Source organism: Clostridium pabulibutyricum (genome assembly GCF_058242705.1).
In genome coordinates this window covers 1-14455 of sequence record NZ_JBZAYZ010000011.1, presented here as the reverse complement: position 1 = coordinate 14455, position 14455 = coordinate 1, and the positions used below count along the sequence as shown (strand labels likewise).

The following is a 14455-nucleotide window of genomic DNA, read 5'->3' as shown; positions in this document are numbered from 1 at the left end:
CCTTAGTTTACCATAAATATTTTTTCAATAGATTCCTAGTTTTTCTCCTTCTTGAGTTTTTCTATTACATCCCTCAATCTGGCCGCTTCTTCAAACCTGAGTTCTTTTGCAGCTTTTTTCATCTGCTTTAAATTTTTGTCTATAATTTTGTCTATAGCTTCATTGTTTCCCTTCAAAGCTTCATCCAGACTATTATATTCGTGTTTTTCCTCCATGGCAACTGTTGCTTCTATAACATCTCTTATATCTTTTATTATTGTTTTTGGAGTTATTCCATTTTTTTTATTATATGCCATCTGTATTTTTCTTCTTCTATTCGTTTCAGTAATTGCCTTATTCATAGAGTCAGTTATTGTATCAGCATACATTATAACCTTGCTCTCCGAATTTCTTGCCGCTCTTCCGATTGTCTGTATTAGTGACCTTTCAGATCTCAAAAAACCTTCTTTGTCAGCATCAAGTATTGCGACAAGGGCAACTTCCGGTATATCAAGCCCTTCTCTCAAAAGATTTATACCAACAAGGACATCAAATTCACCTTTTCTAAGATCTCTTATTATTTTCATTCTTTCTATTGTAACAATACCCGAATGCATATACCGTGCTTTTATATTCATATCCTTGAAATAGTCTGTCAAGTCTTCAGCCATTTTCTTTGTAAGTGTTGTAACAAGCACCCTGTATCCATTTGACACAGTTTTATTTATGGCAGTATACAGATCATCTATCTGACTTTTTACAGGTTTCACTATAATTTCAGGATCCAAAAGTCCCGTAGGCCTCAGTATCTGTTCTGCAGTGTTCTGTGAATGTTCCTTTTCATAATCAGCAGGCGTGGCACTTACAAAAACAAGCTGGTTTATTTTCTTTTCAAATTCATTAAACTTCAAAGGTCTGTTGTCAAATGCAGATGGAAGTCTGAAACCATAATCAACAAGCGATTGTTTTCTCGACCTGTCCCCCGCATACATTGCTTTTACCTGCGGAAGAGTAACATGACTTTCATCTATAAACATAAGAAAATCTTTTGGAAAATAGTCTATGAGCGTCTTTGGAGGACTTCCTTTTGCTCTTCCGTCAAGTATTCTCGAATAGTTTTCAATTCCACTGCAATAACCTACTTCTCTCATCATTTCTATATCAAAATTTGTTCTTTGTTTTATTCTCTGAGCCTCAAGAAGTTTATCCTCTGCCATGAGTTCAGCTACTCTGTCTTCAAGCTCCTGATCTATTTTTTCTATAGCAATTTCAAGTTTTTCCTTTGAGGTAGCAAAATGAGACGCTGGAAATATGGACACATGATTTCTAATTCCCACAGTATCTCCTGTGAGTGCATCAAATTCCTTTATCCTATCTATTTCATCGCCAAAAAATTCGACTCTTATAGCATGATTGCTCGACGATGCAGGAAAAATGTCCAAAGTATCTCCCTTTACCCTGAAACTTCCTCTTACAAAATTTATATCGTTTCGTTCATACTGTATATCCACAAGTTTCCTTATTACCTTGTCTCTATCTTTCAGCATGCCGGGTCTAAGTGAAATGGTAAGCTTTTTGTATTCATCCGGATTTCCAAGTCCATATATACACGATACCGAAGCCACTACTATTACATCTTTTCTCTCAAGCAGCGCCGACGTGGCAGAATGTCTCAATTTATCTATTTCATCATTTATAGAGGCATCTTTTTCAATATAAGTATCCGTTTGCGGAACATATGCCTCCGGCTGATAATAATCATAATATGAAACAAAATACTCAACACTGTTGTCTGGAAAAAATTCTTTAAATTCAGAACAAAGCTGTGCTGCAAGAGTCTTGTTATGTGCAAGTACAAGCGTAGGCTTTTGAATCTTTTCTATTATATTTGCCATTGTAAATGTTTTTCCCGAACCAGTTACTCCAACAAGTGTTTGAAACTTATCTCCATTAGTTATTCCCTTTGATATGCTTTCTATTGCCTGAGGCTGATCTCCTTTAGGCTTGAATTTAGAATGTATTTTGAAAATTCCCATTTTCTAATCATCCTTACCCTTGTTTTTTATTTTATTCAGTACATCTGAAAATTTATTGTTATTAAGTTTTACAACCATACTATCCTTCGGTACACTTCTTGGAACAAAAACTATTCCAAGCCTCTTTTCACTATTCATTTTATTATATGTAAGTTGTTCAAAATTACCTGCATCCCTCTTGACTTTAAGCCATATGAAATTTGAACATTCCCGTATTACTTCACCTATTTTGTCTTCATTTTCAATTTTGGTGTCATTTATTTCAACAAGCAGGTCACCACTTTTTATTCCCATATCATTTGCAGGCGAATTTGGCGCTACTGCAAGTACCATTATTCCTTCTTCACTGCTTATATACTTCGGCTTTCCAACAGTTTCAGCATATCTTTGTAAAAGTATCATGCCTTCATGTGCAGCTGGTGCCATCACAAGAACAAGTACCTTGAAGAAAAGATTAATACTTGCAAACTGTGCAAAAACAAATATTAATATTGAATATCCTATTAAAACAATTCCCGAAACAAATGACTTCTTTTTTACATCTTTCGTAAATGTGACTGAACTGTACCCAATTATTGCATAAAAAGGTACAAGCATAAGCACGGCATCCTTTAAAATTCCATATATAGACGAACTTTTCAAGAGAGGCCACCATGATGGAAATTCTGTCATTTGCCAGGATGATACTGATCCAAGTGACTGCTTATTAAGCACAAAAAATATGGCTACTGGAATTATCCAGTATCTTTGAAGTGCAAAGCCTCCTATTATTCTTCCCTCTTTGTTTGTAAAAACAGGAATGCTTCCTCTTTTACCATCTGTCATAACAAGTATTCCCTCTATAAGATGAAGTATTGCGACCATACTCATAAGTGAAACAACATCTATATTCAAAAAATCCAGCCCTGGTATCTTGAAATAAAAAGATATCTGTCCCAAAACAACACTTGTAAGTCCAATCAAAGCTCCTGAGTAGGAAAAACATATGAATCTTGGATTGAAAAACATAAAGACTATTGACGCCAGAAAAACCAGATCAACTGCAGAACTCTCGTCAAATGCTATGCCGAAATACGACATCAATATACTTCCAAAGGTTCCAGCAAAAATCCCCATGCCAAGCTGTGATACAGTAAGTTCAAAAGGCGAATTTATCCTCTCTCCAATTATCATTTTCTGCATAATTGAAGTTTGTGAATTCTTTCTATATAATACAAAGACCATGATAGCCAGGACAAGAAGAAGGTACGGTTCTGTAAGTGCATAGGCTATAGACCTTAAAGTGTACATCAATATATTCATGTTGGAAGTCAATGCTCCTCTCTATAAATCACGCATAAATTTAAATTAGACAGAATTACGTCTGTCTAATTTAAAATCTCAAGTATATTATAATAATATATTTATGTTTGGTCAAAGTTATTAATCACTTGATTTAATTTATTTTGCTCTCTGCCGTATTAAGAGCTTTATTGAATTGCGGATCAACGTCCCTGTTGTAAACTTTATTTTTCAAAGCAGCAGGATACACCACTTTTAGATCAGGATTTATTCCTTTCTTTTGCACATTTTCACCATTTGGAGTATACCACTTTGATATTGTTACTTTAAGTGCAGTGCTGTCTCCTGTATCAAACATAGTCTGAACTACACCTTTTCCAAAGGTCTTTTCTCCAACAAGAGTACCTTTCTTGTAATCTTTAATTGCTGCAGAAAATATTTCCGATGCACTTGCAGTATTTCCATTCACAAGTATTGTTACAGGAATATCGTAGAAATCTCCGCCCTTGGATTTATATTCCTTTTTATTGTTATACTTGTCAACTGTATATAATACAACCTTGCCTGAAGGTATAAAATTTGAAGCCATATCAACACATTGATCAAGAACTCCACCTGGATTATCCCTTAGATCGATTATAAGTGATTTCATTCCTTTTGACTTTAGTTCTGAAAGTTTGTTTTTGAAATTTTTTGCAGTATTTTCATCAAACATCGATACTTGAACGTATCCTATATCATGCTTCAAAATTTCTCCATCCACAGTCTGCATATCAACCTTTGCCCTCTTTACATTCACATCAAAGCTTCCTTTTCCCTGCCTGTAAACTGTAAGTTTGACTTCAGTGCCTTCTTTTCCCTTCATTATTGAAACTGCCTTTTCAAGCTGTTTCCCGCTTACGGCTACTCCATTTGCCTTCTGTATTATATCTCCCGACTTAAGCCCCGCTTCTTCAGAAGGTGTCCCTTTAAACACACTTTGGATTTGGATTTTATCGTCCTTAGACATAACTTGAATTCCTATTCCACTGTAATTTCCCTCTGTTTCAGTATTAAGCTGCTCAAATTCCTTTTTATTCATAAATACTGTATATGGATCATTCAAAGAAGCTGTCATTCCTTTCAATGCACCTTCAAGAAGTACATCATCACTCACTTTACCATCATAGTATTTATAAAGAGTATTTCTAACTTGGAATATTTTTTCAAATTTTCCTATCACATCCCCCTGTCTTATCTTCCAAAAATTATAAGTTCCAAACATAGTAGCAAGATTGGTTGCAATAACAATTACCACAGTACAAAGTATCCACTTCTTATTTTTTTTCAAGCTATTCCACCTCTTTTAAGTAACACCAATATTATAACGTCCCACGTATATTACTTATTACATATATTCAATAATTATAACACTAAAAAATTTAATTATGCAAAGCATTAAAATTTAATTATAAATTTGGCATGCGGACGAAGTTCTCGCCTGCATGCCCTTCCAATAAATGCGGTTAAACCGCAAGAAATTTTCTCATAGAAAGTATACTTCCCAGTGATCCGATTAAAATTCCACACAATATAAACAAAGCAAGTATATTAGTGTATACATACTGCGGGCTCACAAGCTGCATAAGTACTAGTGACGATGAAAATTTCGCATACATTATCCTGTACAAATAATACAGCACAATGTCTGAAATAAACGCTCCTATGACACCTATAATCATTCCTTCAATTATAAACGGCCACCTTATAAACCAGTCTGTAGCACCTATGTATTTCATTATACCTATTTCACGTCTTCTTGAATAAACCGTAATTTTTATCGTATTGCCAATCAAAAACAGTGAAACTCCCACCAGTATAATCAATATAACAATTCCTATCCATCTTATTGTACTGGTTATCTTTATAATTTTATCTACTACTCCTCTTCCATCCTTGATAACTTCTATACCAGGCATATTATCTATGCTCTTAACTACCTCAGATACAATTTCAGGAGTCTTGACTTTTACTATATAAGAGTTTGGAAGCGGATTATCCTTCTCAAGTCCATCAACAAGAGATTTATTCTGCTCTCCAAGTTGATCTTTGAATTTGGTAACAGCTTCTTTTTTTGTTTCATAATGCAGTGAAACTATTCCTGCTACAGAATTTATCTTATCCTCTATCGCTTTCTTCTGCTTCGTAGTTATACTATCTTTTAAAATAACTTTTACCTCAACCTTGGACTGGACTTCAAGTACACCCTGCTTTACGTTTAACATTACAACAAGAGACAAGCCAAGTATAAAAAGAGTAGCTGCAACTGTTGCTGCTGCTGCAATACTTATAGTTTTATTTCTTTTCAAGCTTTTGAAAGATTCATCTATAAAGAACTTTATGGTGCTAATCCTCATATCCGTATGCCCCCCTCTGTTCATCTCTTACTATAATACCTTTTTCGAGAGCCACAACCCTTTTTCTCATATTGTCAACTATGTCTTTGGCATGAGTAGCCATGAGTACAGTTGTCCCAGCATGATTTATATCATTAAGTGTATCCATTATATCAAGCGATGTATCAGGGTCCAAATTACCTGTAGGTTCATCTGCTATAAGTATCGACGGATTATTTACGATTGCCCTTGCAAGAGATATTCTCTGCTGCTCTCCACCAGACAATTCATGCGGAAACGCCTTGTATTTCTTTGCAAGTCCAACAAGTGACAGCACTACAGGAACCTTTTTTCTTATTTCTCTTGGTGATTCCTCTATTACTCTCATTGCAAAAGCAACATTTTCATATACATTCAATGTAGGTATCAGCCTGAAATCCTGAAAAACTACACCGAGTTTTCGTCGATAGATAGGTATTTTCTTCCTCGATAGTCCAGTTATATCTTGTCCATTTACTGTTATATCTCCACTCGTAGGATCAACTTCTTTTAACAACATCTTAATAAAAGTAGTTTTGCCTGCTCCACTTGGTCCAACTAAAAAAACAAATTCGCCTTTCTTGATCTTAAGGTTTATATTAGATAGCGCAAATATGTTATTATTATAGACTTTGCTAATGTTCTTGAACTCTATCATTATACCTCTCCTTATATCTATCTTCTCAAAGTTTTAACATATGGTTCATTATAACATAATAGCACAAATAATTAAAAATTAAATTATTAAAATATTGGCAGAAATCCTGGACATTAAAAAAATAAGGGCTTATTTTCGCCCTTATTTATAAAAACTGTTTATTGAATTCCTATACTTACCAAAAGTGCGCTATCCACTTTCTTCATATCTTCTTCAGTCATATGACCTATTTTTTCTTTCAATCTTCTCTTATCCAAAGTTCTTATTTGTTCAAGCAATACTACCGAATCCTTATTCAACCCATAGGCTTCTGAAGAAATCTCTACATGAGTCGGAAGTTTTGCTTTATTTATCTGAGAAGTAATGGCTGAAACTATAACAGTAGGGCTGTACTTATTTCCAATGTCATTTTGAATAATAATAACAGGCCTAATGCCCCCCTGTTCTGAACCTACTACAGGGCTTAAATCAGCATAAAATATATCTCCTCTTTTCACTACCGTTGTCATTAGGCAAATCACTCTCCGAAAGCTTCGCTTCATATTCTTTAAATTCCTTTATGTCACATGCAAAGCCCATTTCCGCAAACTCAAGATTAAGTTGTGCCATTTCCCTATATCCTCTTTCCATAGATGATATATTATCTAACCTTTTTTTCTCCTTAATATATAATATGATAGCTTCCTTAATAAATTCACTTCTTTTTTTGCAATCTTCCTTAAGTGCTCTATTAAATTCATCATACAGTGTCTCCGAGAGGCTAACTACTAATCTCTTTGAATTTGACATTTAAAAATTAATACCTCCTATTAACGTAAGCAAAAGATATATAACAATAAAATAATTATATCTATAATAGGTGTGTATGTCAAAAAAAATTCATATTCTCTCATTATTCTCCCTATTTTTTAAACATATCTTCTACTAGACATATACTATATAGATTAATTTGTGAGATTTTCAACTTAATATGTATTTACAAGAATATTATGTAATAGGATAGTATTATTTTCAATGTTACACTATATAATTCTTTACTTTTATTATTTCGCTATTTTCAATATATACTCTAGGAAGTCTTTTAGACATCATGCACAAAACTTCATAATTTATAGTCCCGAGTAATGCAGCAATATCGTCTGCATTGAATTTTAGGTTTCCTTTCTGCCCCATAAGTATAACTTCATCACCGACATTCACATTTCCAATATCGGTTACATCTATCATGCATTGATCCATACATATGTTGCCGATTACTGGTGCAAATTTATTATTTACAATGACTTTTGCACTGCCTGACAGCATTCTTGAATAACCGTCCGCATATCCAATAGGCAAAGTTGCAACTATCGTCTTTCTTCTTGATTTAAATTTTCTTCCATATCCTATATACGAACCTTCGTCTATAGTTTTAATATGAACTATCCTGGCTTTCAAAGTCATAACTGGTTTAATATCAAGGGCCCTCTTGTCCACTTGATTTGACGGGTAATATCCATAAATTATTATTCCGGGTCTTACCTCATCGAAATAAACAGATGGGACTTCCATTATTGCAGCACTGTTAGCCAGATTTTTCATATTTACCTTTACTGGTCTTTTTGTTATTTCGCTGTAAAACTGTTTATATTTTCTAATTTGTACGTTAGTATACGACTTGTCTGATTCATCCGCCGTTGAAAAATGGGAAAACAAACTTTCAATTTCTATATTAGGAAGACTGCTTATTTCATATACGCTTTCTATACCTGACTCATCAGGCATAAAACCAATTCTGCCCATTCCCGTATCCAGCGCAATATTTATTTTCACCTTTTTGTTTAGACTACATGCTATTTTAGAAATGCTGCAGGCACATTCATAGGATGATACTGCTGGTTCTATGTCATATTTTATCAGGGTATTCAACAAATTATCTGGAGTTATGCCAAGCACCATTATAGGACACTTTATACCCTTTTTTCTCAATTCTACAGCCTCATCAGACAAAGCAACAGCAAGTTTTGTAAATCCATTTTTCAAAAGTATAGATGAAACTTCAAAAGCACCATGTCCATAGGCATCGGCTTTCACAACACCCATTACCTCTCTGTTTCCCACTTTGTTTTTTATCTGTTTGGCATTGTATATTAAGTTATTAATGTTTATTTCCACCCAGGCAGGCCTGAAAGATTCTTCCACTTCAACTCACTCCTTATTTTTCAGCAGTACTTATGTCAAATAAATTATCTTTAAGTTTTACGTTTTGTTTAAAATTATCATACTCAACTTTTACTCTTTTTTTATTGTCAGAATCGTAAATTATCAAATACTTCGGAGAAGCACTTGAAGAATTTACATACAGCTGTGCCTTACATATGTTTTTATTGTTTCCAGGAATATCCATGCTTATAATTTGATATTCCTCATTATATATTTTTTTAAATGAATTTTCAACTTTTTCATTTGTATATATAAGATGAACATACTCATCTATAAAACACAATTTAAACAGGCCATCGAAATTTTCATCTGTCTCATAGCTACTTCCATTGTTTAAATCCTTCACATACATCCTGTTCTTCTTATATATAATAACTCTATCTTTTCCAAGTTCAAACCTATCGCCGTAATCATTGCTGTAAAATTGCCTTCCGGTATAATTGATTTTTTGCTTGTCATTTTTTATCTGTATTTTTACATTACAACTGTAACTTTGAAGATTCTTGAGATAACTTATTATATCTTCAGCATTCCTGCTTTTTTTACTGCAGGATGTCAGAACGCATATTGCAGAAACAACTACAACAAGACCTATCAGCAGCTTTCTACCCATTTTATTCCTCCAAATCATGTAGTTCACTACTAATAGTATTCTAATAATCCTATTTGTATTACACTATGAAAATATATCTTTTACCACATAAGGTATTTCATTTATTACATCGCTTGCAACTACTGAAAACATATTTGAAGACAACCTATCGCCACACATGCCATGAACATACACTGCCATGCACGCAGCTTCAAAGGCATCGTATCCCTGCGCAGAAAATCCTGCAATCATTCCAGTTAGGCAGTCACCCATGCCTCCTGAAGCCATTGCACTGTTTCCAGTTGAATTTATAGCTGCTTTAACTCCATCTGTAACTATAGTATCATGCCCTTTGAGCACAAGAATGACATTGTTTTTTGAGGCAAACTTTTTTGCCGTATCAAGTCTGTTTTCTTCAATATAATCTATACTCATTCCTGTAATTCTTGACATTTCACCAGTATGGGGAGTCATTACTATTTTACATTTTCTGTTCCTGATCATACCAATATTGTGACTTGCACAATTTATTGCATCTGCGTCCACAACCACAGTCTTCTCTGAATTCGATAGAGTTTTCTCAAGTATATTCAAAGTATCTTCATTATCACCCATTCCAGGCCCTATTGCTACTGAATCAGACTTTCCTACAAAGACTTCAAGCTCTTTCCCATTGTCAATTTCCATTGTCATTGCCTCTGTAAGCTTCGCAGCCATTATGTCACGTATATCCTCCCTGCATGCAAGAGTGACAAGTCCAGCTCCACTTCTTACTGCTGATTGAGTGCTTATATACGCTGCTCCTGAAAATCCTCTCGAGCCTGCAATTATCAATGTTCTCCCAAAATCACCTTTATGTCCGTACTTATCCCTTTTTTTAATTATTGATTTTATATAACCTCTGTCTATGACAAAATCCTGTATATTCAATTTCTCAATAACATATTCAGGTATTCCTATATCTTCTATACTTATGTATCCAGTAAACTTTCTAGAATCATATTTTAGAAAACCCTTTTTTAGCGCCTGGAAGGAAACTGTCTTGTCTGCCTTAATACAGTTTCCAAGTACCTTTCCAGTATTGCCATCAAGACCTGACGGAAGATCTATAGACACAATATATCTTGAATAATTGTTTATGCAATCTATTACATTATAGTATACACCTTCCACATCCCTTGAAAGTCCGGTACCAAATATCGCATCAACACATAAATCAGTATTGCCTACAGCTTTTCTCAAGATTTCAATCTTCTCAAAACTGTCTACCTTGCATATCGGTATACCGATATTTCTTATTATATTGTAATTTGTTCTGCAGTCACCACTCATTCCATCTTCATTCCCAATTAAAAACACATTTACTTCTTTTCCCATGTTATACAAATGTCTTGCAACTGCAAACCCATCACCGCCATTGTTTCCTTTACTGCAAACTATAGAGAAGGAATCAAATTTGTCTCTACAAATATTTTTGACCACCTTCAATGCCGCGTTCTCCATAAGTATAAGACCTGGAATACCAAGTCTGTTTATACAATAACTATCCATACTTCTCATAGCATCAACATCTGCAACTTTCACTTCAAATAACCTCCTCAATTACAACAAAGGCTATGGCATTTTTTATCTCATGAGATATGCTTAAACTTATCCTGTACTTTCCATGTTTTCCTGCTATAGCATCCGCCTTATTGCTTAAAAGCATGCAGGGTTTGCCTGATGTACAATGCTTTACACTTATGTCCTTAAAACCAAAGCCTCTAAAACCTGTTCCAAGGGCCTTTGAAACAGCTTCTTTGGCTGCAAAATGACCTGCAACAAACTCCGCTCCAAAATTTTTAGAACGAAAATATTCGATTTCACTCTCATTAAAAAGTTTTTTAATAAAGCTGCGATGTCTATCCATAGCTCTTTTTACACGCGATATTTCAACTATATCTACACCAATACCAATAATCAAAACACCATCTCCATATTTTAATTTTACTTTATATATATAATAAAGTAAAATACACTAGTTAAAAATCCAAAGACAAAAGGATAAATGCACAGCATCTATCCTTTTGTCTCCCCCTAAACTAAATTATCAATATGCCATTGATTTAATCTGTATGTCAAAATCACCGATATATTTATCTACATAACCACCAATTACATCAACCAGATGTATCGGTGAAACCCTCTTATCGTACAATAACCTGATCAAATTATGTACCTTATGCCTGTCAGGGCTTATATCCTTCACACAGTTTCTACATATATCTGTAAGCTTGTTGTCCAATATATCCTGTCTTTCCACTTCTATACCATAAGATTGAAGTGAAATAACATCCTTATTAAAGGTAATATTTATCTTATTTTTAATTAGTCTGTAAAAATACAACCTTTTTACACCATCATCAAATTCTGTCCTTGTTAGATCCTCTACTACCATACATTACTCCCCCCTACATATAAATTTAAAAGTACAGTAAGTTACAAAAACATGTTATCACACATCATAAAAAAATTATGTCACTTTATAATAAGCAGTCATATAAATTATCTCTATTATATGACACTATAAATTAAGTAATTCCATAAAAAGCGATTTACATGCTCATTTAACAATCACGGGGAAGTTTTTTACTATATAATGAACTCGAATATTGTAATACAGTGTAAACCATTTTTTGTCCACATTGGAATGCAAGTACCATTCCACAAATGAGCCCATTATTTTACACTATTTTATAATTTACAACTGTATCTTTTCCGGACGAAACGGTTGAACCTACATTGTTATACCCTATACTTGATATTATATCTATGTTTGTAATAATCACGGGAACTATAACAGAGTATCCTTTTTTTTCTACATACTTTCTGTCAAACTTTAGTATCGGCGTTCCTTTTTTAACTTTGGTTCCCTCTTCGGCAATTCTTTCAAAGCCTTCTCCATTAAGTTGAAAGGTATCTATTCCAACATGCACTAAAACTTCAACTTTATTGTCCAGTACCATTCCAAAACCATAATTTTTTTTAAACACAACAGACAATTCGCCATCTTCAGGTGCCGTAATTATATTCCCCTCAGGCTGTATTGCCACACCGTCTCCTACTATCCTATTTGAAAATACTTTGTCTGGAACCATTGAAATATCAAGAACTTTACCATCAACAGGGGCAAATAAATTAAAACAAGAACCGGATTTAAACATAAACAATATTCCTCCATAAATTATAAAAATAAGAGGCATAATTAAAATTATACCTTCTACTTGCTGAAAACAACATAGGTACAAGTATATATTTGTATGCAATATTTGTCAATACAAGCCTATTACTGAATTTACCCACAAAATAGACATGCATGGATCCATTACTTGAAATCCATGCATGTCTATTTTGTTTGTGTTTTCCTTAAGCAAGCTTTTTCATTATATCATACAATTTCTTTACATCCTCAGTTCTTGTTTTTCCAGTTTGCTTGTCTATAATCGAAGTATATACATGAAGCATAACTTTCTTTACTCCTGCATCTAGGCATGTCTTCAATATTTCCTCGAAATTCTTCGTATCTATTCCGCCTGTCGGCTCTATCATAGGAAGATCATGTCTTGCGCATGCCTCCGCAAGTGCTTTAAGCTCTTCTATGCTCTTCAATCCTCCCATAGGGAAAAACTTTATTGAGTCTACTTTCATATCCTTCAGCATCAATACTGCTGTGTCTGCATCTACAACTGCATCTTCTGCCTTGGAACTTAAAAGACCTGTTGAAATCTTGACTTTTCCAGGAGTTCCGGTAGGGCTTACAAGAGAATTTACCATTGTATTTTCTGCATTGTTTGCCATAAGCATTCCTCTTGCCACAGGTGCTCCTGTAAATACTTCATTTACATGTCCCGCATCCGTTGCTGCTGCTATCTTTGCCGCCTTTTCCCACTGGCTTGGATCTCCTGCTCCAAGTCCTACTGATACCGTAGGTATCTTCTCAAGCCATCTTTTTACCTCGCAAATTCCTTCATCAACTGAATTAAACTGTTTTGAGAGCACTCCTACCGCAACGTGTCCATCTGCTGCATCAACTACTTCTGCTGCATTTTCTACATCCTTTGCAAGAACATTTATTGCAACTTTGTCTTTATAAAAGCTTATCTTTTTTCCTGCCATAATTGTAATCTCTCCTTATTTATCTATTTATGATTTCCTTTAATCTCTTCACTATAATTTCCTTGTCTCCCTCAAGCATAGGCCTTGGGTCAAAACTCATGAATCCAAGATTAACCTTGTGGTTTCTCCCGTATATTATCGGGTTTCCAGAGCTCAGTTCTTCTGCAACATGCTCCGCATTCATACCGAGAGCTGCCTCGTCCACCTTTACCTCTGCCCTGTATATCTCTCTTCCTGCTTCGTCTTTTATAATTTTGCACTCCAAACCATCTATCTTATTTATTTCATCCTTCAGATAATTTACAATGCTCTTCTGTCTCTCTACCTGTTTCTTTTCATCTTTATTCGTATACAGCTCAAGTGCTTTTAAGAGCCCCATTATACTCTCTTTTCCAACTTTCATGGCTCTTCCTATTCCCTTGTACTGCTTCTTTGCATAGGAGATGTACTGCTTTTTCCCTGTTACAAAGCCGGAGGTTATTGCCTCTATTGCTTTTGCTCCACTGTATACTACAAGATCAGCACCGGTTTTAACGTATTTTTTCAGGTCTTCCTCCGCAGCTGCATCTACCAGTATAGGAAGGTTGTGTCTGTGTGCAATTTCAACCATGTCTTCAAGGGAAACCATTCCCTTCTGAACGCAGTGGTGTGATTTTACATACATAAGTGCCGCAGTCTTGTCATTTATTGCATTTTCAATGTGCTCTTTTTCTACTAGATTTGAATATCCAACTTCTTTTGGCACACCGCCTGCAAGTCTTATCATTGTTGTCATTGGAGCACCATAGTCAACTGCATGTCCTTTTTGAATTATTATCTCGTTTTTCAGTCCGTCGCTTTCAGGAAGTCTCTGAACCAGGTCAATCCTTCCTTTTGTTATAATTCCAGCTATGGAAAGGACTATTGCCGCAGATGCACAGGATGTTACGCAGGAATCTTCGGCTCCAGTATACTGTGATACTATTTCTCCTGCCCTGTCAAACAGATCATCTATTACTACATAATTCTGTCCGCCCTGCTTTGCAAATTCTGCTGTTTCGTCGCTTATAGTTGATACACCCAGAAACGTCATCCTTCCAGATGCATTTATTACTCTCTTCAAACCTATTTCTTCGTAAACGCTCATAAATTTCCTCCT

Annotated in this window: 15 protein-coding genes; all 15 read right to left on the bottom strand. The window is 34.7% G+C overall.

Annotation, left to right across the window (positions count from 1 at the left end):
• Positions 1-35: 35 nt before the first annotated feature.
• Positions 36-2015, bottom strand: a complete 1980-nt coding sequence (uvrB, locus tag AC4CVH_RS11720; RefSeq protein ID WP_490787944.1) for an excinuclease ABC subunit UvrB — start codon at positions 2013-2015, stop codon at positions 36-38.
• 3 nt (positions 2016-2018) lie between these two features.
• The gene (locus AC4CVH_RS11715; protein WP_490787943.1) at positions 2019-3317 is read right to left on the bottom strand and encodes a PDZ domain-containing protein; all 1299 of its coding nucleotides are present in this window, start codon (positions 3315-3317) and stop codon (positions 2019-2021) included.
• A gap of 133 nt (positions 3318-3450) precedes the next feature.
• On the bottom strand, positions 3451-4626 hold the full coding sequence (locus AC4CVH_RS11710) for a S41 family peptidase (RefSeq protein ID WP_490787942.1): 1176 nt from the start codon (positions 4624-4626) through the stop codon (positions 3451-3453).
• 175 nt (positions 4627-4801) lie between these two features.
• Positions 4802-5692, bottom strand: a complete 891-nt coding sequence (gene ftsX / locus AC4CVH_RS11705) for a permease-like cell division protein FtsX (protein ID WP_490787941.1) — start codon at positions 5690-5692, stop codon at positions 4802-4804.
• On the bottom strand, positions 5682-6368 hold the full coding sequence (ftsE, locus tag AC4CVH_RS11700; RefSeq protein WP_490787940.1) for a cell division ATP-binding protein FtsE: 687 nt from the start codon (positions 6366-6368) through the stop codon (positions 5682-5684). Before ftsE ends, ftsX begins: the two co-directional genes overlap by 11 nt.
• A gap of 158 nt (positions 6369-6526) precedes the next feature.
• Positions 6527-6877, bottom strand: coding sequence for a type II toxin-antitoxin system PemK/MazF family toxin (locus AC4CVH_RS11695; protein WP_490787939.1), 351 nt, complete (start codon positions 6875-6877; stop codon positions 6527-6529).
• Positions 6837-7157: a CopG family ribbon-helix-helix protein gene (locus tag AC4CVH_RS11690; protein ID WP_490787938.1), complete on the bottom strand. Its 321-nt coding sequence runs from the start codon at positions 7155-7157 to the stop codon at positions 6837-6839. Before AC4CVH_RS11690 ends, AC4CVH_RS11695 begins: the two co-directional genes overlap by 41 nt.
• A 228-nt stretch (positions 7158-7385) precedes the next feature.
• Positions 7386-8549 carry an alanine racemase gene (gene alr, locus AC4CVH_RS11685; protein ID WP_490787937.1) on the bottom strand — a complete coding sequence of 388 codons (1164 nt, stop codon included), beginning with the start codon at positions 8547-8549 and terminating at the stop codon, positions 7386-7388.
• Positions 8550-8562: 13 nt separating this feature from the next.
• Positions 8563-9183 carry a germination lipoprotein GerS-related protein gene (locus AC4CVH_RS11680; RefSeq protein ID WP_490787936.1) on the bottom strand — a complete coding sequence of 207 codons (621 nt, stop codon included), beginning with the start codon at positions 9181-9183 and terminating at the stop codon, positions 8563-8565.
• Positions 9184-9246: 63 nt separating this feature from the next.
• Positions 9247-10746 carry an NAD(P)H-hydrate dehydratase gene (locus tag AC4CVH_RS11675; RefSeq protein WP_490787935.1) on the bottom strand — a complete coding sequence of 500 codons (1500 nt, stop codon included), beginning with the start codon at positions 10744-10746 and terminating at the stop codon, positions 9247-9249.
• A 1-nt stretch (position 10747) separates the two neighbouring features.
• Entirely contained in the window at positions 10748-11125 is a 378-nt protein-coding gene (gene acpS, locus AC4CVH_RS11670) for a holo-ACP synthase (RefSeq protein WP_490787934.1), read from the bottom strand.
• Positions 11126-11251: 126 nt separating this feature from the next.
• Positions 11252-11599: a DUF6514 family protein gene (locus AC4CVH_RS11665; protein ID WP_490787933.1), complete on the bottom strand. Its 348-nt coding sequence runs from the start codon at positions 11597-11599 to the stop codon at positions 11252-11254.
• Between the two features lie 286 nt (positions 11600-11885).
• On the bottom strand, positions 11886-12365 hold the full coding sequence (locus AC4CVH_RS11660) for a PTS sugar transporter subunit IIA (protein WP_490787932.1): 480 nt from the start codon (positions 12363-12365) through the stop codon (positions 11886-11888).
• Between the two features lie 202 nt (positions 12366-12567).
• Positions 12568-13317, bottom strand: a complete 750-nt coding sequence (dagF, locus tag AC4CVH_RS11655; protein ID WP_490787931.1) for a 2-dehydro-3-deoxy-phosphogluconate aldolase — start codon at positions 13315-13317, stop codon at positions 12568-12570.
• 19 nt (positions 13318-13336) lie between these two features.
• Positions 13337-14443 carry a DgaE family pyridoxal phosphate-dependent ammonia lyase gene (locus AC4CVH_RS11650; protein WP_490787383.1) on the bottom strand — a complete coding sequence of 369 codons (1107 nt, stop codon included), beginning with the start codon at positions 14441-14443 and terminating at the stop codon, positions 13337-13339.
• Positions 14444-14455: the final 12 nt, after the last annotated feature.